Below are 22338 nucleotides of genomic sequence, written 5' to 3'. Positions count from 1 at the left end.
CAGAGGGGCCTTCCCTCTGCTTTGGAACGTTACTTAAAAGTACACACTGTAATATAAATTGAAGCGCCGTATACGAGACCCGTACGTACGGTGTTGTGAGAGGGGCGAAAATAAATTACTTTATTTTCCCTCTACTCGATTGGAAACTCCTGGGTTTTCGTCTATAGAATTCGAAATTGAGTGAAAGATCTGTCGTGGAAAAAGCACCAAATCGAATGAGATATGATAATCGAATCGTAATTTTCACTGAACTTGAACTGGAAGCATTGGTTTTTAAGGCTTGTAATAAAGCGAAGAGCAAATTTTACGAAGGGTTAGCTAAACGCTTCTTGTATCAGTTTGAAAGTGATATAGGGTTTGGACTAACTAACTTCAAAAGAAGATAACAAAAATTGAATTATAAATTGGAATAAAAATTGAGGCTCTTGAACATGAAATATGGTTATTAAAAATACAAATAGGATTAAATCAAAATAATTATGACCAACTGGAATTATCACACAGCATCCAGACGAGACGAAAATAGGAGGTGTTTAATAATTGAATTAAAGGAGTTTTTATAGTCAATAGGAAAACAAATTGAGTTGAGTTGCTATAGATATGTGCTTAAAGTTGCTAGAAAAATTGATGGAATTAAGAATGGGAATGGGAAATGAGTTAGAAAACTGAGTGCAAAAAACAGAATAATGTATTTTTCATGTTTGTTAAGCATTGATAACAATATAGGAAATTTAGGAGTGATATCAAAATGGAACAGTTTAAGTTAGTGGAGTTCGTTGAACTTTCTGGGAATTCAAGTGACAAAATCTTATACTCAGTAATTCAATTTCAGAACGACCCACCAACTGGTATATCTATTAAATGTCCATCCTGTGGAAAAATATTATCATACACTTATTTAGATCTAAATAATCAAGTTGCAAAGTGTTTTAACAATTCTTGTGACTTAATGCTTGAATTATCATCTATTACAAGTAAAATAGTGGGAAAAGGTTAGTTCGATAGGGGAAAAGATATGAGTGGAATTAATTTTGATTATAGTGAACAGGTGCCTATAGTTTTATTTACCGGAGCTGGTGCATCCTGTGCAACGGGCATTGAATTACCTAATATGACCAAATTTTTCCAGTTGATTATGGATAAAAATCATAATGCAACTCATGAATTAATCAAAACAAAAGATTACTTTAAGTATATTATGGATTGCTTGTACCCAGACAAGGGAAATGCCGTATATGATTTAGAAAAAGTATTGGGAACCTTATATAAACTTAGTGGAACGTTTAGTGATGATGATGCTTTCACTGTTTTTAATGAGGTTACTTTGATACAAAGAATTCATAAATCTGTCATTAATTCAGTTCCGGCTCTTACTAATCATTTAAGTAATGATAAGGTGGAAAATGCAATTAAAAGTGCTATCGATGAGCGGTATATGGAGATAAAACAATCAGCTCGAATTTTGTTGCATGAAATTCAAATGGTAATTCGAGAAACTTACTCTGATGTAAATGAGGTCGGAATTTATGATGTATATGGTGAATTTCTATCAAATATAATGCAACTATTGTCAGATCAAAATGTTATAGATAAGCAAACAGTTTTTCCCATATTCACAACAAATTACGATCCATCCATTGATTATGTTTTACAGCCATCTGCATCAAAAACAAATATTGATTTGCATATAAAATGGAGAGAAAATAATCCTGCAATATACAAGTTTACTGATGGATTTCAACCTCATGAATATGGTTCTTTTTTTGTTTGGAGACAAGAAGCTTTTAATCAAATTTGTGAGGATGGAATTGTAATACCGTATCATAAACTTCATGGGTCTGTAGTATGGGAAAAACGTGGTGATGAGATAATGAAAACAACTGACTCAGTTGCAGATTTGAGCGAAAAACCAAGAAATTTTTCTCTCATTTATCCATCAGACAAATCAACTCCTGATGATGATCCTTTTGCTTATAGTCACCGTGAATTAGAAAGATTTTTATTGACGTCAGACTATCTAATAGTAATTGGGTTTGCATTTAGGGATCCTGGACTAGTTAATATATTAAAGAGAGCCTTACGAAATAATAATAAATTAAAAATTATCATAATCAATCCTGAACCAAATGAGTGGGAATTAGACTTCAAGGAATTTTTAAAATTAAGTAATGTTAGTCATGTCAAGGGATACTTTGGAAGTCCGGAGGTTTCAACAGAGGTGTTTTCTATATTGAATAAAAATAAAAAAGTCCTTCAAACTTCCTGATCTATTAATTATATTGTACTGTTCTTTTCGAATTAATTAATTTCCCATGTGCAATTAGGTTTAAGGAAATCAATTCTAAAAAATGTAAATTACAATAATTTCCTCTTAAGCAAGCTCCTGTTTACACTATAAACAGGAGCTTGCTCTTTCATTCTATCTATTCAAACACACTCAAATCCACGCGTCCATCCCTCAAAAACTCAACATCTTCACTTTCAAGTAACATGCGCTGCAACTCGCGTGATTCATCGTCAGGAACAGCAATTTCTCCTTTTACATTGACGACACGATACCATGGCAAATGATGTTTTTCGCTCATTGTATGTAAAATACGAACAACTTGGCGAGCAGCACGAGGGCTTCCTGCTAATCTGGCAACTTGTCCATAGGTGACGACTCTGCCTGGGGGTATCTCTTTTAAAATGCGGACAACTTCTGCCGTAAATGGTTGCAATTCGCTCACTCCTCACTTCCTTCATTGTAATCAAACCGTGTTCCTCGTGTCGATACAATATGATATATTACGGGTAACGAATAATTATTTTATAAAGGGGTGTCGATAGATGTTTCATTGTCGAGAAGAAGTATTGGCTTTAACGAAGCAACTTGTGCGAATTGAAAGTATTGTAAATGAGGGCGGGGAAAAGGTTGTCTCACAAGCTATACATACCCTTATTTCTTCCTATCCATATTTCCAAGAACATACGGATAACATCATCTATCAGCCAACTGAAGATGATGATCAAGAACGATACAATGTCATCGCTTTTGTGAGAGGGACGAAAAACCCTTCCAATAAAACCATCATATTAATGGGGCATGTCGATACAGTTGGCATTGATGATTTTCAATTAAAAGAATATGCATTAGATCCTGATGCCTTAGCACAAGCGCTTCATAATGAAGAATTGCCACCAGCTGTTCGTTCCGATCTTGAGTCTGGTGAATACGAATTTGGACGCGGCGTGCTCGACATGAAATCAGGCGTTTCGAGTCATCTGTATTTATTAAAATACTATTCGGAACATCCTGAAGAACTGGAAGGGAATTTGCTCGTCGTCTTTGAATGTGACGAGGAAGATGGCTCTCATGGTATCATTTCTTCTTTAACTGAACTTAAAAATCTTCGAGAAACGCTTGGTTTTGAATATGTAGCGGCGATTAATGCTGACTTTGTTTCTCCAAGGTATAACGGGGATCCTAATCGGTACATATACAAGGGGACAGTCGGTAAGTTGTTGCCATCATTCTTTATTACCGGGTCCGAAACACATGTGGGTTCATGTTTTGAAGGAATCGATCCTAATTTCATCGCCGCTCATTTGACGCGTCAAATTAGTTACAACCCAGCTCTTTGTAATGAAGCACTAGGTGAGACGACGGTACCACCGGTTTCATTGAAACAAATGGACTTAAAACCAACCTATACCGTGCAGACCGCATTATCGGCATATGTGTATTTCAATTTCTTCATTCATTCATGGTCACCAAAAGAAGTACTCGAATTATTGAAAGTGGAAGCAGCAACGGCGTTTGCAACAGCTTTACATGAGTTCAAGACGCATTATCAAACTTTCACGCAAGCAAGCGGAGAGCCAATGAATGAAATTTTATGGGAACCAAGAATTATGACTTATGAAGAGATGGATAAACATTTAGTTGATGAACATGGAGAAGCGTATATACAACAGATGGATGAATTCAAGCGACAACTGATGTTACAAACGGAACTAGATACCCGCATGTTTGCAGCGCGAGTTGTCGAAGAAGCGTGGAAGTGGATGCCGGATAAAAACCCAGCGATTATCGTGTTTTATTCGTCGCTTTATTCGCCAAGAATAGAGCTATCTGGTAAAACCGAAAATGAAAGAAACCTATTAGATGCACTCGAAATAGCTGTCGAGAATGTACAACCGCATTATCAACATCCAATCGTGACAAAGAACTTCTTCCCTTACATCTCGGATATGAGTTTCGTCGCAATAAGCGATGATGAAGTTGGAATATCCGCTGTATCTGCGAACAACCCAGGATGGGGTACGAAGCATTACGTCAATTACCAAGCCATTCGCGATATTAATGTTCCGGTTATTAATATAGGTCCATATGGACACGATGCGCACAAACAATATGAACGAATGGAACGTAGCTTTACACTTGATATCGTTCCAAACTTAACGAATCAGGTGATTAAAGAGTTAATTGGATAAATAAACTTGACCTACTTAGGGGGCATATTGATGAACATTAGAATGTCGAAAAATATTGGTTTTCAAGTACATGATGTTGAAAAGGCAAAAGAATTTTACTCGACCATTTTTGGAATGAAGGAGCCTGATCAAAAAGAAGTGGATGAGGTAGAATTTAGAACAAAGAACAATTCGATTTACTTAATGGGTGGAAATGAAAATCTTGGCCCTATAATGGAAGTGGTCGTCAGCGATTTGGATGAAGCAAAGAAACATTTTGTCGAAAATGGCTGTGAAATCGTTAGGTGGCATGGCAAAGGAAAAGACTGTTACATTAAAGATCCTTTTGGGATGATATTTAATGTTTGGGAAGAGTCATGATTTAGCATTCAGTAAAGAATTAGGCATTATTTAGTCTTCTCGTGGTAAGATGGAGATATCGTATAAACGAAGGAGCAAACTACATGAAAATTACAAATCATTTATTTGATAAAATTAATGACCCTACAGGAATTATTGAAGGTGACCGTTACGAATTCTTATTAGACCTTGAAATTGATGAGGAAGATGAGTTATTCACAGAAGGTGGCGTTGACCTTCGTGTCATTATAGCTTCAGATGACAATGGTTTGCGTATTGTCCAGTATTACTTCACAGATAAAGGAACGAAAACGACAATGGATTTCGCTCTTGAAGATGATGAAGAAGCTGAAATTTTAGCATTCTGTAAAGAAAAAATGGCATAATTAAAAATCCTTTTAAACCTGATGAATTGGGTTTGAAAGGATTTTTTGTATGGGATAGAAACTCTGATGAATGGTGTTTGTAAATCATAAATTTGTATTTTTATTCGCTTCTGTACGCGTGTGAATTAGTAGGAAGGAGGCTGGTGTATCGTCTGCGGAAAGCGAAAGAAATAGCCAACCATCTTGATTTTCAACCAAGAATGTTAGATATACGATTATTCATTCGTTACCAGTCTGAAGTCATCAATTTTCAAATTTCCACACCTTATCGCTTTCATTTAACCTCACAACTCTTGTACCATGAAGAGTAAAAGGAGGGCTGCCAGTTGAAGGATGACCATCACGCAAAAATTCAATATACACTTGTTGAACGTAAAATCGATTATCATTACCAACTCCAAAAAATTGCAACCAAGCATGAATTAGTTGTGACTAAAGATGAAGTGATCACGGCTACAACTGCCTTCGGTTTACACCAAGTGCTAGATGTCTCCTACAAGCCTTTTTCATCAGAAGCAGGGATTCTGTATCTCCATACCAACCAAGGTGTTTTTCCATTTCATATTCACTCAAACCCTTCTACCTTTATTGAGACTTTTCGTTTATTTAAATAAAGCCTATTCCACAATCAAAAGTTCATCGATAAAGGTTGCCATATGATGCTGAGTCGACTCAGTATATTGTTTGTGATCAATTAAATGGGCATCTGTTAACACATCCATTGGAATGATTTCGAAGTCGCGATTATTTGTATGATGGGTGAAAGTGGATATGAAGTTTGGTTCGTTTAAGGTGATGGTAGATTTCCCTTGAAAGATCGTTTTAGTTACTTCAATGCCCCCAATCCCACCAATTCGTCTATCTAACCCTATTTGACCGGATAAAAAGTTCCCTAAACTATACATAACAAAAGTCTTCGAACCATCAGGTCTTTCAATCCAATCCATCGGCTGCAATACATGTGGATGGTGACCAATAATGATATCCACTCCCATATTTGATAGTTCGCGAGCGAGTTCAAGTTGAGAGGTACTTGGTAAACTTTCGTACTCATTTCCCCAATGCATCGAGACCACTACAACATCTGATAAATCCTTGGCTTTACGAACATCTTGTTGAATGAGAGGTAAGTCAATTAGGTTAATTAAATACGGTTTATCTTCCGGAACCGGCATGCCATTCGTTCCGTAGCTATAGGCTAAAAATGAAAACGTAATATCGTTTTTCGTCAACAATCGAATTTCTTCTCGATCTTCAAATGACTGAAATGCGCCTGTATACGGCATTTGAATATGCTTCCAATACGATAAAGCATTTTGAATGGCTTGCTCACCCTTATCCATCGTATGGTTATTCGCTAATGTCACGATGTCGATCCCCGCATCCTTCAAAGCATCGCCAATTTCAAAAGGACTATTAAATAGCGGGTAGCTAGAGAGTCCTAACTCTTTTCCGCCAATCATCGTTTCCTGGTTTGCCACTGCAATATCTGCATTTTCTAACAAAGGTTTTACTCGGGTAAACATAGGAGAGAAATCATAAGTGCCTTCAGGAGTTGCCGCATCTTTGTACACTGGTTGATGGAGAAGTATATCACCAATAGCCACTAACTTGGCACTTTTAACAATAGGTTTGTCCAATTTTTTAGGTAGTATCGGTTCAATTTCCATGGCATGGGTGACTGGTTCAACTTCAACATTAAAATCGATTGAAGAGGATTCCTCACAACCACCGAGGGAAACAAACAGTGCAAATAGAATGATATATTTTTTCAAGACATACCCACCTTTACGAGAAATACATGCATGTCAGCATTGCTTATATGTATGTCCAATAAGCGAGGGTTATTATGAAAAAGTCATAATTGACAAAATTCAGTCATTCGCATATTCTAACTATGAAAGTAAATGTGCTCGAAAGAGGAGATTATTTTATGAGTGTGAATGTTCTTAACTAACCCGTTAATTGAATACGGTCTTGAATAAAGCCAAAACCCATAAATTGAATGGGTTATTTAGTATGTGCTTTTCAAGAATGTTAAGAACAAGCATCATAGCAATGAAGAATGGATATATAATTTCCAGCTATGGCATGTATTTGTCATCGCTTTTTTTTATGCTGATTAGTGAGTGAAGTTTCCGGAAATCAGTATAAGAAAATACATCGCTTGCACCATCTTGGTGTAACGTGAGTTCTAATGGGAATTTATTTTGAGGTAGCCTTAAAACTCAAGTTGAATTCTCTAAGAATGAAGGAAAAGACTATCCAGCATAAGTAGGTCAATCTTCAAAGCCATCATGAGTGTTTTCATGGTGGCTTTTTTTATTTGAAAAAGGAGGAAAATAAATGAATCAACAAACTATTGACGTATTGGGATATCAAGAAATTTTACAAGAGGTAGGGAGTTACGCCATCACCGATCGTGCGAAGAAGACAATTGAGGGAATGCGACCTTCAACTAATAAAAAAACGATTGAACATGCATTAAACGAAGTACAAGAGGCACTAGAGATTATGCGAATAAGTTCTAGTGTACCGATTCACACACTCAGTGACATGGAACAATATATTGAACAAGCAAAAAAAGGTTTGTATATACGAGCCGACCAATTTACGCGTATCGTATCTTTCTTGGATCATTGCCATAAGTTAAAACGCTTCATGAAAGATAAACAATATGCTGCACCTACTATTCATTTATATGCAGAATCTATTGGTGATTTAAGCGAATTAGAAACTGAAATCATCCGCTGTTTAAAGCACGGTCAAGTTGACGATTATGCGACGAAGGAACTCTCAACGATTCGAAGACAATTAGGTATGCTTCTTGCTAAGGTAAAAGATAGAGCTCAAACGATGGTGAAGTCTAAAACCTTTGCACCATATTTACAGGAAAGTATGGTTTCAGAAAGAAATGGACGATTTGTCTTTGCTGTTAAAAGAGAATACAGAAACAAAGTGAACGGGAATGTGCTCGATACATCAGCTTCAGGAGCGACATTGTTCATGGAACCAAAAGAATTGGAAGTCATGCAGGGTGAAATCGACTTGTTAAAAATTGCAGAAGAGCATGAGGTCGAGAAAATCTTATATGAACTGACCGAACAATTTCTTGAACATGAAATGTCGATAAATATTGCGATGGACACGATGCATCATTACGATGTTATATTTGCAAAAGCGAAACACAGCAGACTAATTGAAGGGCAATGTCCAATTTTAAATGAAGAATACCTCATTCATTTAAAAGGAGCTAGACATCCCATGTTAAAAGGGAATGCGGTTCCACTTTCTTTACAATTTGGAGAGCACGATCGCGCACTCGTTATTACAGGACCGAATACAGGTGGGAAGACGGTAACACTTAAAACAATCGGCTTACTGACCATGATGGCGCAAACGGGCTTATTTATCCCAGCTGAAAAAGGGAGTACACTTCACATTTTCCAAAAGATTTTCGTAGATATTGGCGATGGTCAAAGCATAGAAGCAAATCTGAGCACATTCAGCTCACGCCTCGTCAATATTATTGAGATTTTAAAATCGACGGATCAACGCTCACTCGTGCTGCTCGATGAATTAGGGTCTGGAACAGACCCTAGTGAAGGGATGGCTTTAGCAATCGTCATTCTTGAACAACTCTTTGAGAAAGGGGCAACGCTTTTTGCAACCACTCATTACAGTGAAATGAAGGACTTTGCCGATGCAAAAGAAGGCTTTTTAAATGGTTCCATGGAATTCGATCTGGAAACTTTGCGTCCTACTTATCGTCTATTATTAGGACAAAGCGGGAAGAGCCAAGCATTTGATATTGCCTTGAAACTTGGGTTGCATCCAGATTTAATCAGAAAAGCGCATGTCATTTCGTACAAAAATGCGCATCCATTTTCAAATTCAATTCCAAGTGAAAACTTGAAGGATCTTCATTATGTAAAACAAATAACCACCTTTAAACATGATCGAAAACTTCGCAAGGAGGACGTAGAGGATAAAGTTCCGTTATTTGAACAAGGAGACAATGTGAAAATAACTGCTACGAATGAAACTGGCATTGTGTATAAAGGTCCAAGTAGCAACGGGAATTATATTGTTCAAGTGAAAGGTGAAAAGAAAGAGTTTAACCATAAACGTCTTAAACTTCATATTAAAAAAAGTGAACTATATCCAGAGGATTATGATTTTGATATTGTATTTAAATCCAAAGAATATCGCAAAGTGAAAAATCAGTTGGATCGAAAGTATGTAGAAGGTCTAACTCTAGAAGAGGATTAAGTGCAAAATAAGGTATAATACAACATATTGTGTCGAAATAAAAATAACACACTATATATTGATTTTAATGGACTGAAATCATATAATAAATACAAGATATAAAGTTCTTCTTTTCAGTGCTAAATACTTCTTTGTGAAACACTTCTCTGCAATTTGTAACCCAATTTATTTCCTTAATTATATGCATCAAAAAATCATTTTGGTTTGGGGGATGGGAATATGAAAATGAAGTCATTGAGTAAGAGAAGCGTGACATTGATGCTCATAAACATTAAAAAGAAAGAAATGATCTTGAAAGCAAAAAGGTATGGTCGAACACATCCAACAGTTGTGAAGTGTAGCCAACAATTAGATGTGTTACTAAATCAGTATCAAGTGATTCATTTATACAAAGATGTTGTTTAAGCCAATACAATCATTTAAAAAAGGCAGAAGAATGGGCTCCATGCCTAATCTTCTGCCTTTTTCTATATTCACTGTAATTTAAACTTTATAATAAAGATTCTTTCGGTTCTCGAGCATAGAGCATATACACTAGAAAGAACAAGCCAGCACTGAGCAAACGCAACCCTGAATTTATGTACATCGCAGTTTCAACACCCCAAGAGTCCAATAGCCAGATGCCAACTTGAGGAGCAAGGAAAGCAACGAGCGCTAACAGTACATTGTACGTTGTAATACAGTAGGTACGTGACGCCTCAGGAGACTGTTCAAGTAAAAGGTTAAACAACAGCAAGACCACGCCAGATAGGAAGAAACCGGACATTGTTTGTACGATTGTTAAGTAATACAAATTGGTCGATAGCACGGTCAAAAATGGCGTGCTCGCCATGCCGATTGCTGCATATACAAAAACACGAACGTTTGATTTCCGCTCAGCCCATTTTTTCCACAAAGGGAACGTCAAAATTTGCATAAGCATATTTCCCACCGAAAACATACTTATCCAAAAGATAGTCGCACCAACAACCCGAACATGGTAAATGTTGAAAATTCCCCACGCCATTTGCCAAGCAAAATTAAAGAATAACGCAGCCGCTAAAAACCACACAAAACTTGAGTGTTTAAAAATGGACCACTCCATTAATTTCTTTTTAACCAATGGACCGCTTCCAGGAGTATGGGGCTCATCATGCTTCATCAAAATGAAAGCTTCTAGTAATCCAAAACCAAATGCGATGGCAAATAAAATCTGGTATGCCGTTACATTATTAGATTGATCTTTCATCACAATCCCAATAACTAAGGTTGAAACTAATCCAACCATTGTTAATAAACGATTTCGATCACTAAAGAATTCCCCGCGTCTCGATTCACTAATCATGCCACTAATTAATGTTTGCCACCCAATATTGGCGACAGTATTCGGCACACTCATTAAAGCGACAATAATCAGAAATGCCCATGCTTGCATCGATTCGGAAGGGATATAAACGACAACAACGATAAACAAAAACATGATTCTCGCTAACAGAATGGAGAGGGCGACAAGCTTCTTATGTTCGTGAGCCCGATTAAGTAAAATAGCTGCCGGTATCGTCATAAGCAATGCCATCAGAGGGGGAAGAGAACTGATTAACCCGACTTGATAATTCGTTGCGCTTAAAATGGTAATCGCAAATATTGGGAAAAAGTTATTTGAAAAATTCATCGCCACAGTCGATGCCATGCCATTATATATACTTATTTTTTCGTTATATGGACGCATATTAATCTCCGCATAATTTCATAAATTTGATGTTACGCTTTGAATTATATACCTGTTCAAAAAGAATACAAGTCCTTTGTGACACGAAATATTCGTAATCGGAAAATTGGGTTGAATGGACCTAGAACCATTTTGGGCAAAAGTCATGTTCCATCAATTAATCCGTTTAAATCCTGAAATAGAGGGGGTATTCAGAACCGTATCGTTCACTTTTTTACTAATAAAAATCCAAGTAGCAATCAGAAAAAGAGTTATCAATTTCCTTTTAGAAAGGCAATCGATAACTCTTTTTAGTATGTGTTTAGTAATTATTGAACACGTGCAAATCCGAATCCTGACGCATAGTCGTCGCCAGTTGTTGCTCCGTAACCGCCTTTAATATCGTAATTCTTCGCACGATTTTGTAAGTTGGCACGTAATGTTGCATTTGACCAGCTAGGATTTTGAGACCAAAGCTTTGAAGCTAAACCGGCAACGTGAGGTGTTGCCATAGAAGTTCCGCTGATTGTGTTATACCCACCATTATTCCAAGTTGAATAAATCGACGCACCAGGTGCAGAAATTTCTACATCTCCTTGGTTAATGTAATAGTCTCCATCTGTAGAAGCATACCCACGAGAAGAGAAGTCAGCAACTCGGTAGGTACCGTTTTGTTGAACATTTTCAAGTGCCGCAACTGCTACTGCATTTACTAGAGCTCCAGGGTAACCAATCGAGCCTTGATAAGGACCTTCATTGCCTGCTGCCGCTACAACTAAAACACCTTTGTTGTATGCGTACGTTACTGCACTTGCAATTAAACTATCGTTACTAGCAGAACCTAAAGACATATTGATTACCGTTTTAGTTCCTGTTGAAGTAGCTTGATCTGCTGCATGGCGAATAGCTGCTGCAATATCATCTGAGTATCCTGATCCATTATCACCAAGAACTTTATAAGCCCATAAATCCGAATCTGGCGCAACACCATAAATTCCAGCACCATCACTACCGCCGTCAGCTAAAGCAGATCCAGCCACATGCGTACCATGTCCGTGTGCATCATTACATACCCCATTGACTAGTGAAGTGGCTTGCGTGAAGTCTTTACATTGTTCAACTGTATTTTCTAAATCATAATGATTTACGTTAACGCCTGTATCAAGGACTGCAATGTTAATACCTTGGCCACCAGATGTTGTTGTTTGACTGCTATTGTTATAGATTGCTTTAATTCCCCAAGGTGTTTGGTGAGAAGGGTATTCACCAGCAGTAGCTTCGAACTGGTTCGCTCGAATATCCGTATCAAGTGAAACTTGTTGAACTTTTGTCACCGTAATATTTTTGTTCTTTTGTAGTGCGGTAAATTGTTTTTCGTTCATTTCTGTCGAGAAACCATTTGCGGTTAATTCCCAGCGTGCATTGTATTTACTTTTAAGTGAAGATTTAGTTGATGAATCGGAAGCTTCCACATAAACTCGGAATTTCTCGTCACCATTGCTAGTTGTCGTTGCTGCATTTGCACCAACAGTTGGCATTGCTAGACTTGCTGTAAGTAAAACGCTCATCAAGATTTTTTTCGACTTGTTCATTTGTGTGCTCCTTTTTCTTGTGTATTTTTCTTGCTAAACCAAATCTAGCACACAAACTATATTTTGATTATTGGGAAAATTAATTCGAAATCATATGAAAAACTTATGAAAATAGCTGAATTGTGAATTTCTGCAAATTTATTAAAAATTGAGAAAATAGACATTTCTACGTATAATGAGTCTACAAACTTTGTGAGTAGGTGAAGACATGCAAATAGGCTCATTAATTAAATATCATCGGACAAAGCAAAAGATGACACAAAGTGAACTTGCTGAAGGAATATGCTCGGTGCCACATCTGAGTAAGATAGAGAACAATAGCAAGGAAGCCAATGTTGAGACCATTAGATTGGTGCTCGATCGTCTAGAAATTGACCTGCACGATGTGGAAGAAAGTGAAGTGAAAGTTGAGGTTTTACTTAATCAGCTTCTTCAAAATATGCTCTATCTTGAAACAGAAAAAGCAGCTAGTACATTTCTAGAGCTACAGGTGTATAAAGAAATGGTACCTTTCACCAAACACATCTACCTATACGAAATTTACAAATTAAGATATTACTTGTTCACTAAAGACCTAGATTTTGCCGATGAACAGATAAAATGGCTCAATGCTCAACGACAAAATTTTTCCCAACATGAAAGCTATTTACTTTCCTATTTTACTGGGATATTTTTAATCTTAAGGGGGAAATATGAGGAAGCGGATGAGAAAATCTCAGCAATACTTCAAGAGTATTATGAAACAAATACATTTGAAGGAGAAATCTATTATCATCTTGCACTGGTTAAAGGGTATATGTATCAATCCGGTCATGCGATTAATTATGGAAAGAAAGCATTGAATTTTTTCAAAGATCATTTCAATTTCAAAAGAATTCTCCATGTTCAAATGTCTTTAGCCATCAATTACTCGCAATCCAAAATCTATGATGAGGCTTTGGACAATTATCAACATCTCGTAAGGAACACAGAAATGCTGAAAGAGACTGCCCTATTGCCTCATATTTATCACAACATTGGTGATCTAAGACATCGTATGGGTGATTATGAACAAGCTTTGCATTACTTCAAGAAAAGCGCGGTCATCTTCCAAGAAAGAACCGAAAACTATCTTCTCTGTTTATACAATTTAGCTTTGACCGAGTTCAAACTAGAAAAATGGGATGATAGTAAAATCAGCTTCACTTTATTAAATAAAGAAGCAAAAGAAATGAAAGTCTCGCCTTACCAACTTTATTCATCGTACTATTTGTTTCTTTTAAATGATAAAAAACAAAAAGCCATGACTTTTTTAGAAGAAAAGATACTTCCTTCTATAGAAAAGGCTGACGAACAAAAAGAGTTTTATCGATACTTCAGTAAGATTCTTGCGGAGTATTATAAAAACGAAGGTAAATATGAAAAAGCAGTTAAATACATTTTATAAGGAGTGTTATTGATGAAAAAAACATTGATTTTATTATTAATTATCGGATTTGCAAGTTTGGTTAGTAACGATGTGAGTGCAGTTTTAGCCGCAGAACCTGCTGAAACTCAGGATACAGTAGCAATTCGTCCACCAGTTTGACCACATAATTTTTAATGGAAAAACTCCCGAGAATATTAATCTTGGGAGTTTTTGTTTGCAGATAAATAAATAGATTTATATTGTGTGTGATTTTTTATAATTCACGTGGTGCAATGCTGTGAGCCTAGTGCTTTCCGTTTCGGTGCTCGCTTTCCGCGGGCACGGCCTCAGCCGCTTCATTCGCTTCGCTCACTGCAGGGTCTTCAGCTCGCGCTGTTCCCGCAGGAGTTTCGCGCCTTCACTCCAAGCAACTTAAATCGTATATAAATAAAAATATGGGTTTTTGCATTAAAATCAACAAATGAAAACCAACATTATTCCTATAGCTTTAAATCGCTATATTAGTTTTAGTGTCATCAGAACTATATTTCATAAAGTATGGTTGAATCAGTATTGCAATAAGACCTGTTACGACAATTAACGTGATGGTTACTGGAAGTGATAATGAAATAATGGTCGATATAGAACCGATGAGAATTATCGGCATAATTATCACTGATCCTATTAATCTTGAACGGAAAGTAATTCGATTTTCTGTTTTACACACAGGACAAATAATTGGTCGATAGAATAAACTCAATGATTTACTTACTTGGCCCCAAGAAAACGTCGTTTGACATTGATCACATTTTGGTAATCCCATAACACACCACCCCTAATCTGCAATTTTTCTTTCAATAAAACTCCATACAATGAAGATTAAAATAGCCACTCCGAATACCAACATAGATGCGTTGAACACGAAATTGAAATCCATCTCGGAAACTGAGCGATATTCGGAACTACCCCTGTCCATAAGTTGATAACTGATATCTTCATAATCCATAAGAACAAAAGATAAGATCAAGCCGATTATGATTCCACCTAGTATAGAAAATGAAAATTTTCTCATTCAATGGTCCCCCTAAATTATCGTTAACTGTTGTGAAAAAGGATAATTATTTAAGTGAATTCCTACAAGCCTAATTCTTTAACGGTAGAATTTCTTAGTACAATTCTCAAATGACGAATTACAAACCAAATTAACGTCGTACCGATGATAAGCGCTCCAATTTTCAAAGGGATTTGAGTGTATAAATCCGCTTTGGTGTTTAATAAGAGCCATTCAGGCCATGTAGGATTTAAGTAAGCCATAATCATCGCAAAGGAATTATTAGCTATATGAAATAATATAGGGATAGCTAAATTGTTCGTTATTAAATACAATAATGCAGCTATGATTCCGAAAATAGTTGAGCCAATGATATCCATATGTAAGATTCCAAATAAAAAACTTGAGATCATAATGCCGCCCCATACCGAGGTTTTCGAAATCATTCGTTTTAGTAACAATCCTCGAAAAATAAACTCTTCCGCAATAGGACCAATAATACATATGAAAAGAATTGTAAGGGCTAAGAAGACTGGATTTTCAGGGAGAAGAAAGGGTTCAAAGACCAGGTCTACTAACCTTGGAGCAAAAGAATTAAGAGTGATAAATTCTAGCCAAGAAATGCTAAGTGAAAAGAGAATGGAAATCGCGACAAAAACTAAAACGGAAGGAACCCATTGTTTTGAACCCTTTATAAAAACTACATCACTTAAAGAAACTCTATGTTTATTAAATTGGTATCGAAAGTAAACAACGGGTGCAGCGATATACAAAGCAAATTGGAATGCAAGACCAGAAACATCCTCACTTTCAGAAAATAAAGTCGCTACTACTATGAACAAGATGATAAACAATATAGTGATACCGAATAAATGCCGATTTTTCATTTCTTCAAACATTTCACCACTCCTATCTACTCAGTAATACGTTTATTGGTAAGAAATGGTTTCGTTTACAGTGAGAAAATAGAATAATTAGTCCAACGATGTCCACGAATGCAATTATCTTAAAAATTCTATTTTTCGTTAATCATGCATGTTCCTAATCCCGTCCTACATAGTCAACTATTTGGAATTGAAAAAGAAGAGTTTAATTCATAATCGAATTAGACTCTTCTAACTTATTTTCTATTTGGCACTCAGCCACCTGAAACAGAGAGCTGTATTCCTGTTGCAATTAATTTACATTATTCATACCACTATTCTTCTTTTTCAATTTAACGTCCTGCTCTTTTGTAAAATCCGGTTCCTCGCCGAATTCTGTCCTTAAAGTAGGATTGGATAAAGATGAATGTCGGTCTCTAACCGTGTCGATCTCTTCACTTGGTTTAAATAATAAACCAAGACATAGAAGGCCTCCAATCCCCACAAGACCATAGACCACCCTAGACAAGAATGCATCTTGACCACCAAATAACGTTGCAACTAAATCAAATTGAAAAAGTCCGATCAACCCCCAGTTAAGTGCACCGATAATAACTAGAGCTAGCGCGATTCGTGAAAGCCCACTCATACATTAATTCCTCCTTGAATTAGAATTTAATTGAATCCGTAATTACCTAAAAAAGATTAGTACCAATACTTTAAATCAGGTATATCAACCTCTGAATAGGTACGATGCAACACCCAAAAACCTTATCGGTAATTGCTTATTGATTCGTACTTATCTTTTACCAAAAAGTCTATTTAATACATTTTTATCGATATGAAAACAGGTCTCAAAAAAAGGCTAGTTTTACAAACGTTTTTGTATTATTTTTTGCATTTTTTAGTGCCTGTCTCCACAATTTAAAGGTGATAATTGAAAGGGTGTACAGCCTTAAAAAGTCTTCTCTTGAATCTTGGGTTAAAAATGAGAAATTATGAAAACTTATAATCATTACATAAAGCAGATAGGTGTAATATGTTACCATTAATGGAGAAGTGTCAGTGGACAAATTTTATCTTATATAAATGGGGGAATTGAAATGATTTTACATACTAATATCAGTGGATCTGGAGAGTCATTAGTTTTTTTGCATTCGGGGTTACAAACGGGAGACACAGATTTTAATTATCAAAGGGAATATTTCAACAAAAAGTTTACAATTATCTCACCAGATTTGAGGGGGCATGGTCTTTCTCCTTCAGTCGATATACAAAATTATTTTGAAGACTCTGCGTCGGATTTATTAGAAACTCTTAATCATCTTGAATTAGATAAAATTCATTTAGTTGGCAGCTCCTTAGGTTCACTTGTAGCCATAAAGTTCGCACAAATGTATCCGGACCGAATAATTACTTTAACTCTTTCAGGTATTACTACAGTTAAACCAGAAAATTGGATGGAAATTCATAAAGAAGATGTATCCTACCAAGCTAACTTATTATTAAATGAGGAAGCAATTTCATACTTCGATCAACTGCATGGACAAAATTGGAAACAGTTTATACATATGGGTAAGAATGCAAGCTGGTATCCTTTCGAAGATATGTATATGTTAAGTTCTTGTTCGTTTCCTACATTAATAATTGTAGGTGAAGCCCAACGAAATGAAACAAATGTTGCATTAGAGTATCCTATGAATAATTCAAATGTTCATATTGCTATTGTTCCGCTTGCTGGACATTTGGTACCTTCAGATCAACCAAAAATATATTCGCTTATTTTAGAGGAATTTATTCAACAAAACGATGGTTCATTAGCTAACTTAAAATGAGAAGAGGTAAACACTTTGATAAAAGCAATCATATTTGATTTTGATGGATTAATTATAGATACAGAGAGCGTTTGGTATGAATCTTATAAAGAAACTCTAAAAAGTTATCAGTTTGATTTACCTATCGCGGAATTTGGAGAATGTATCGGATCAGATGAAACTGTCCTAAGTACATACTTTAAAAAGCATTTAGGTGAAAGTTGTGACGTTGAAGAAATTGAAACGCGTACCTTTGAGATCTATAAAACTAAGATGAATTCTCCAGAAGCACGTATTGGAGTCTTAGATTACTTGCAAGAAGCTAGTAAAACTGGATACAAAATCGGTCTTGCTTCGAGTTCCTCTAAGGAATGGGTTACAAAATATTTAGAAGAACTTGGTTTGTTGGATTTCTTTGAAGTAATTGTCACGCGTGATGATGTCCAAAAAGTGAAACCTGCTCCAGATCTTTATTTAAAAGCTATAAAGGACTTGAATATTAATTCTTCTGAAGCAATAGCATTCGAAGATTCTTTAAATGGGTCAATAGCGGCAATGACTGCAGGGCTAAAATGTGTAATTGTCCCAAATCCAGTGACCGAATTATCGGCATTTAAAAACTACTCTCTACGATTAAAATCAATGTCGGAAAAAAGTCTGAGTGAGGTAATTGAGTTGATAGAAAAGAGTTAAGTATGAATTTCTAAACAAAATCAATTTAAATGAAGGAATTGATGAACATGTACATAAACTCAATCGAATTTACTGAAGAAGAGAAAAAACATACGCTAGAAACGTTTTTTCAAGATGGTCAATTAGTGAAGCTACCTAAGAAAGAAAAACGAAAAGTAATCATCTTTTTAGAGTTAATTAAGACTTTTGAGGAAGACAGAATTTACAGTGAGAAAGAGGTAAATGAAGTAATTAAAGCCATCCATGGTGATTTTGCAACTATACGAAGATACTTAATCGATTTTAAACTACTCGAACGAAGCACAGATGGAAAAGAGTATTGGGTTAATAAATCTTTATAAATGTAATTGGCTATGAACTCCATAATGCCAAAACAACGTTTTGTGTGCTCTGGAACTTTTCAATGAATGAGAGATATACACTCATTGTTTTGTTAATCTGAGGTAAAGATTCCTTTACAACAAGTATTTAATAAAAAAATATATAGTGAGGAATAATCGAATTCTCTCTACTTGTTTTGGAAAGTAATACTTGTTTTTCTGACAAGCTCTTTTAAAGGTGGTCAATTCGGTTCTCTTTGTTGTTTGTCTGCATTTTTATGAATTTATATTTTTGCGGTAAGGGATTGAAGTGGAAGACGGCGACTCCAGCGGGAATAGCATGAGCTGAAGGCCCCGGAAGAACGAAGTGATGAGGAGACTGAAGCCATGCCCGCGGAACGCGTCCGTCTGAAACGGCGTAAATCAGCCATTTCTTTTTGAATTAATAAGAAAACCATAAATCATAGGGTAATATAAGTCGTACTCTTTTAATGTATTGAGAGATATAATGATTAATAGATATATACATAGTTTTTTAATTAAAAAGGAGTTCAATCATGTCTCGACAATCAGATGATTTTCAAAGTTACGTAGATTCACCAGAGAAACAAAAAAAGCTTTATCAAAGAACTTTGTGGATTGTGGTCATGTCCCAAATATTTGGAGGAGCAGGTCTTGCAGCGGGAATTACTGTCGGAGCCCTTATTGCTAAAGATATGCTGGGAACGGATGGGTTTGCTGGATTACCAATTGCAATACTGACCCTCGGTTCGGCAGGGGCGGCTCTAACTGTTGGCCGTTTATCCCAACGCTTTGGTCGGAGAATTGGACTTGCGTCAGGTTTTTTTGCAGGGGGATTAGGAGCAATTGGTGTCATATTCGCAGTATTAAACAATAACGTATTTCTCTTTTTTGCTGCTTTATTAATTTATGGTGCAGGGACTTCAACTAACTTGCAAGCACGATATGCAGGTACTGATTTAGCAAATGTTAAACAGCGAGGAAAAGCAATTAGTATCGCAATGGTTTCAACTACTCTTGGTGCAGTTGCAGGACCAAATCTAGTTGGAGTCATGGGCGATTTTGCTTTATCAATCGGCGTTCCTACCTTAGCCGGTCCGTTCATTTTAGCAGCATTCGCATTCATTGTTGCTGGTTTTGTACTTTTATTGTTACTTCGCCCAGATCCTTTAATCGTTGCTAAATTTATTGCTGAAGCACAAGACGAGAACAAGGGAACTAGTACGGAGATCTATGAAGGGACGCCATCTAGCAATAGATCAGGTATAGCTTTAGGAGCAACCGTCATGGTCATTACCCAAGTTGTGATGGTTGCCATTATGACAATGACACCTGTACATATGAGAGACCATGGACATAGTTTGAATGCTGTAGGGATGGTTATCAGTATCCATGTAGCTGCGATGTATCTACCATCACTGATTACTGGTGTACTCGTGGATCGATTTGGTCGACTCGCGATGACAATAGCTGCTGCAGTTACATTAATGTCAGCAGGAATTGTAGCTGCTTTTGCTTCTGGGGGCTCTTTATTCGTTATGATTACTTCACTTGCACTTCTCGGTCTAGGATGGAACTTTGGCTTAATAAGTGGGACAGCGCTAATCGTTGACTCAACTAATTTATCCAACCGCGCTAAAACTCAAGGAACGCTAGATGTTTTAATTGCATTAGCAGGAGCGTCAGGTGCAGGACTTTCAGGAATGGTTGTTGCTCAAACGAGTTACGCAACACTTTCACTTGCTGGAGGGTTTCTTTCCATATTATTAATACCAGTAGTGATTCAATCCATTAAACACGCAAAGTAAATGTTTACAATAAAGGGGGCTCTTCATGAATTTAGATCATGTAAAAATCGAAGAACTAAATGCGGAAAACTGGTACGACTGTTGTGGACTAGAAGTTGAACCTAGTCAATCAAAATACATAGAGTCTAATGCTGTATCGATTGCTCAGTCAAAGTTTGAGCCAACATTGAAACCATATGCCATATACTTTGAAGAAAAAGTAGTCGGTTTTTTAATGTACAACTCAGTTCAAGAGGAGCTTGGAGGGAATTGGATTTATCGAATCATGATTGATAAAGACTATCAAGGCAAAGGTATAGGAAAAATTGCAACGAAGTTAATGATATCTGAGATGGCTAAACAGCCTAATATTAAAAAATTAGTAGTCGGATATCATCCTGATAACAAGGGAGCACATAACCTTTACGCAAGTCTAGGTTTTATCGACTATGGAGATCGTTTCGGTAAGGAAATGGCTGTAGTAAAAAATGTGAATGAATAAAAACCTTTAATTTAAAAAAACAACAAAAAGGCTGTTAGATCCCACGGGATTTAACAGCCTTTATTTACATACCAGATTAGTTGCTCAATCAAACAAATTCATGCTCAAGTAGCGTTCGCCAGTGTCAGGGGCAATACATAATACCTTTTTCCCTTTGCCTAATCTCTTGGCAATCTCGATAGCAGCAAATACAGCTGCGCCTGCAGAAGGACCGACAAAAACGCCTTCTTCACGAGCCAGTTTTTTAAAAATCTCCACTGCCTCATCATCCTCGATTTGCATAATTTCATCGTATACTTTTGTGTTTAAGATATCTGGAATAAAACCAGGGCTAGTACCAACGAGTTTATGCTTACCAGGTTTTCCTCCGGATAATACGGGAGACCCTTTTGGTTCAACCACAGCAATATACAAGTTTGGAAGCTTTTCTTTCAATGTTTCTCCCGTTCCTGTAATCGTTCCACCTGTTCCAGCTGTAGCAATGAATGCATCCAATTCACCATTCATTTGCTCCAAAATCTCAAGTGCCGTAGTCGTACGGTGGATATCCGGATTCGCAGTGTTTTCAAATTGTTGTGGTATAAAACTATTTGGGATTTCTTCTTTCAGTTCCAGCGCTTTTTTAATAGCTCCAGGCATTTTTTCCTCATTTGGAGTTAGGACGACTTCAGCGCCAAAAGCTTTCAAGAGATTAATGCGTTCCTGAGTTGCATTGTCTGGAAGTACAAGAATGGCACGATAACCTCTTGCTGCCGCTACCATTGCAAGTCCGATGCCTGTATTTCCACTTGTAGGCTCGATAATCGTATCGCCAGGATGAATTAACCCCTGTTCTTCCGCCATTTTAATCATATTATTGGCTGCACGATCTTTTACACTCTTCGTTGGATTAAACATTTCTAACTTCACATAAACGTCCGCCGCATTCTCTGGCACAATCTTATTCAATCTGACGACAGGCGTATTGCCTATCAAATCAGTTATATTGTTAACTGGTTTCATCATGTAACAACCTTTCTTGTTCCTTACTGGTACTTTCTATTGTAGCAAAAACCGTTGGAATTGTATCTTCAGCGGAACTTCGAAACCGGTACAGCTTTTATTCTTTATTACCCAAAGGCAGGTTTGAAAGAAGATGTATATTTGAA

General features: G+C 36.6%; 24 protein-coding genes. 15 read left to right on the top strand and 9 right to left on the bottom strand.

Annotated features, from left to right (window positions below; all coding sequences use genetic code 11):
* Positions 1-194 precede the first annotated feature (194 nt).
* Both AC3EA5_RS13540 and AC3EA5_RS13535 read left to right on the top strand, forming a co-directional pair.
* Positions 195-386 (top strand): hypothetical protein, encoded by a 192-nt coding sequence (locus AC3EA5_RS13540; protein WP_488608817.1) that lies wholly within the window; start codon positions 195-197, stop codon positions 384-386.
* A 629-nt stretch (positions 387-1015) separates the two neighbouring features.
* Positions 1016-2266 carry an SIR2 family protein gene (locus AC3EA5_RS13535; protein ID WP_488608816.1) on the top strand — a complete coding sequence of 417 codons (1251 nt, stop codon included), beginning with the start codon at positions 1016-1018 and terminating at the stop codon, positions 2264-2266.
* Between the two features lie 157 nt (positions 2267-2423).
* On the opposite strand, the gene AC3EA5_RS13530 is transcribed toward AC3EA5_RS13535, so the two are convergent.
* Entirely contained in the window at positions 2424-2720 is a 297-nt protein-coding gene (locus AC3EA5_RS13530; protein ID WP_488608821.1) for an MGMT family protein, read from the bottom strand.
* 109 nt (positions 2721-2829) lie between these two features.
* Here AC3EA5_RS13530 and AC3EA5_RS13525 point away from each other — a divergent pair, with 109 nt between their 5' ends.
* The 4 genes from AC3EA5_RS13525 (at position 2830) to AC3EA5_RS13510 (ending at position 5815) form a co-directional block, all read left to right on the top strand.
* The gene (locus AC3EA5_RS13525) at positions 2830-4476 is read left to right on the top strand and encodes a M20/M25/M40 family metallo-hydrolase (RefSeq protein ID WP_488608815.1); all 1647 of its coding nucleotides are present in this window, start codon (positions 2830-2832) and stop codon (positions 4474-4476) included.
* Between the two features lie 30 nt (positions 4477-4506).
* Entirely contained in the window at positions 4507-4836 is a 330-nt protein-coding gene (locus tag AC3EA5_RS13520; protein WP_488608814.1) for a VOC family protein, read from the top strand.
* Positions 4837-4919: 83 nt separating this feature from the next.
* Positions 4920-5201 (top strand): DUF6509 family protein, encoded by a 282-nt coding sequence (locus AC3EA5_RS13515; RefSeq protein WP_394190798.1) that lies wholly within the window; start codon positions 4920-4922, stop codon positions 5199-5201.
* Between the two features lie 326 nt (positions 5202-5527).
* The gene (locus AC3EA5_RS13510) at positions 5528-5815 is read left to right on the top strand and encodes a hypothetical protein (RefSeq protein WP_488608813.1); all 288 of its coding nucleotides are present in this window, start codon (positions 5528-5530) and stop codon (positions 5813-5815) included.
* 3 nt (positions 5816-5818) lie between these two features.
* Here AC3EA5_RS13510 and AC3EA5_RS13505 read toward each other — a convergent pair whose 3' ends face one another.
* Positions 5819-6976, bottom strand: a complete 1158-nt coding sequence (locus AC3EA5_RS13505) for a CapA family protein (RefSeq protein WP_488608812.1) — start codon at positions 6974-6976, stop codon at positions 5819-5821.
* A 571-nt stretch (positions 6977-7547) separates the two neighbouring features.
* On the opposite strand from AC3EA5_RS13505, the gene AC3EA5_RS13500 reads away from it, so the two are divergent.
* Both AC3EA5_RS13500 and AC3EA5_RS13495 read left to right on the top strand, forming a co-directional pair.
* Entirely contained in the window at positions 7548-9473 is a 1926-nt protein-coding gene (locus AC3EA5_RS13500) for an endonuclease MutS2 (RefSeq protein WP_488608811.1), read from the top strand.
* 219 nt (positions 9474-9692) lie between these two features.
* Positions 9693-9878, top strand: coding sequence for an aspartyl-phosphate phosphatase Spo0E family protein (locus AC3EA5_RS13495; RefSeq protein WP_488608810.1), 186 nt, complete (start codon positions 9693-9695; stop codon positions 9876-9878).
* Between the two features lie 85 nt (positions 9879-9963).
* Here the strand turns inward: AC3EA5_RS13495 and AC3EA5_RS13490 are convergent, their stop codons facing one another.
* Positions 9964-11181 carry an MFS transporter gene (locus AC3EA5_RS13490; RefSeq protein WP_488608809.1) on the bottom strand — a complete coding sequence of 406 codons (1218 nt, stop codon included), beginning with the start codon at positions 11179-11181 and terminating at the stop codon, positions 9964-9966.
* Positions 11182-11489: 308 nt separating this feature from the next.
* On the bottom strand, positions 11490-12752 hold the full coding sequence (locus AC3EA5_RS13485) for a S8 family peptidase (protein ID WP_488608808.1): 1263 nt from the start codon (positions 12750-12752) through the stop codon (positions 11490-11492).
* Positions 12753-12960: 208 nt separating this feature from the next.
* Between AC3EA5_RS13485 and AC3EA5_RS13480 the strand changes: the two genes are divergently transcribed.
* Both AC3EA5_RS13480 and AC3EA5_RS13475 read left to right on the top strand, forming a co-directional pair.
* Positions 12961-14178: a helix-turn-helix domain-containing protein gene (locus AC3EA5_RS13480; protein WP_488608807.1), complete on the top strand. Its 1218-nt coding sequence runs from the start codon at positions 12961-12963 to the stop codon at positions 14176-14178.
* Positions 14179-14190: 12 nt separating this feature from the next.
* Entirely contained in the window at positions 14191-14319 is a 129-nt protein-coding gene (locus tag AC3EA5_RS13475; protein ID WP_488608806.1) for a hypothetical protein, read from the top strand.
* Between the two features lie 328 nt (positions 14320-14647).
* Here the strand turns inward: AC3EA5_RS13475 and AC3EA5_RS13470 are convergent, their stop codons facing one another.
* From AC3EA5_RS13470 to AC3EA5_RS13455, 4 genes are all read right to left on the bottom strand, one after another.
* Positions 14648-14962, bottom strand: coding sequence for a TIGR04104 family putative zinc finger protein (locus AC3EA5_RS13470; protein ID WP_488608805.1), 315 nt, complete (start codon positions 14960-14962; stop codon positions 14648-14650).
* Positions 14963-14974: 12 nt separating this feature from the next.
* Positions 14975-15211, bottom strand: coding sequence for a hypothetical protein (locus AC3EA5_RS13465; RefSeq protein ID WP_488608804.1), 237 nt, complete (start codon positions 15209-15211; stop codon positions 14975-14977).
* A 62-nt stretch (positions 15212-15273) separates the two neighbouring features.
* Entirely contained in the window at positions 15274-16089 is an 816-nt protein-coding gene (locus tag AC3EA5_RS13460) for a CPBP family intramembrane glutamic endopeptidase (protein WP_488608803.1), read from the bottom strand.
* A gap of 277 nt (positions 16090-16366) precedes the next feature.
* The gene (locus tag AC3EA5_RS13455) at positions 16367-16702 is read right to left on the bottom strand and encodes a DUF378 domain-containing protein (RefSeq protein ID WP_394190832.1); all 336 of its coding nucleotides are present in this window, start codon (positions 16700-16702) and stop codon (positions 16367-16369) included.
* A 454-nt stretch (positions 16703-17156) separates the two neighbouring features.
* Here AC3EA5_RS13455 and AC3EA5_RS13450 point away from each other — a divergent pair, with 454 nt between their 5' ends.
* The 5 genes from AC3EA5_RS13450 to AC3EA5_RS13430 all read left to right on the top strand — a co-directional run bounded on the left by AC3EA5_RS13450 (position 17157) and on the right by AC3EA5_RS13430 (position 21190).
* Entirely contained in the window at positions 17157-17888 is a 732-nt protein-coding gene (locus tag AC3EA5_RS13450; protein WP_488608802.1) for an alpha/beta fold hydrolase, read from the top strand.
* A gap of 15 nt (positions 17889-17903) precedes the next feature.
* On the top strand, positions 17904-18560 hold the full coding sequence (locus AC3EA5_RS13445) for an HAD family hydrolase (RefSeq protein WP_488608801.1): 657 nt from the start codon (positions 17904-17906) through the stop codon (positions 18558-18560).
* Between the two features lie 41 nt (positions 18561-18601).
* Positions 18602-18901: a DUF2087 domain-containing protein gene (locus AC3EA5_RS13440; RefSeq protein ID WP_488608800.1), complete on the top strand. Its 300-nt coding sequence runs from the start codon at positions 18602-18604 to the stop codon at positions 18899-18901.
* A gap of 536 nt (positions 18902-19437) precedes the next feature.
* Positions 19438-20709: an MFS transporter gene (locus tag AC3EA5_RS13435; RefSeq protein WP_488608799.1), complete on the top strand. Its 1272-nt coding sequence runs from the start codon at positions 19438-19440 to the stop codon at positions 20707-20709.
* 25 nt (positions 20710-20734) lie between these two features.
* On the top strand, positions 20735-21190 hold the full coding sequence (locus tag AC3EA5_RS13430; RefSeq protein ID WP_488608798.1) for a GNAT family N-acetyltransferase: 456 nt from the start codon (positions 20735-20737) through the stop codon (positions 21188-21190).
* A gap of 84 nt (positions 21191-21274) precedes the next feature.
* Here the strand turns inward: AC3EA5_RS13430 and cysK are convergent, their stop codons facing one another.
* Positions 21275-22192, bottom strand: coding sequence for a cysteine synthase A (gene cysK / locus AC3EA5_RS13425; RefSeq protein ID WP_488608820.1), 918 nt, complete (start codon positions 22190-22192; stop codon positions 21275-21277).
* Positions 22193-22338: the final 146 nt, after the last annotated feature.

The sequence above is a fragment of the Paenisporosarcina sp. genome (assembly GCF_057785155.1).
This window is presented reverse-complemented; position numbering and strand designations above follow the sequence as displayed.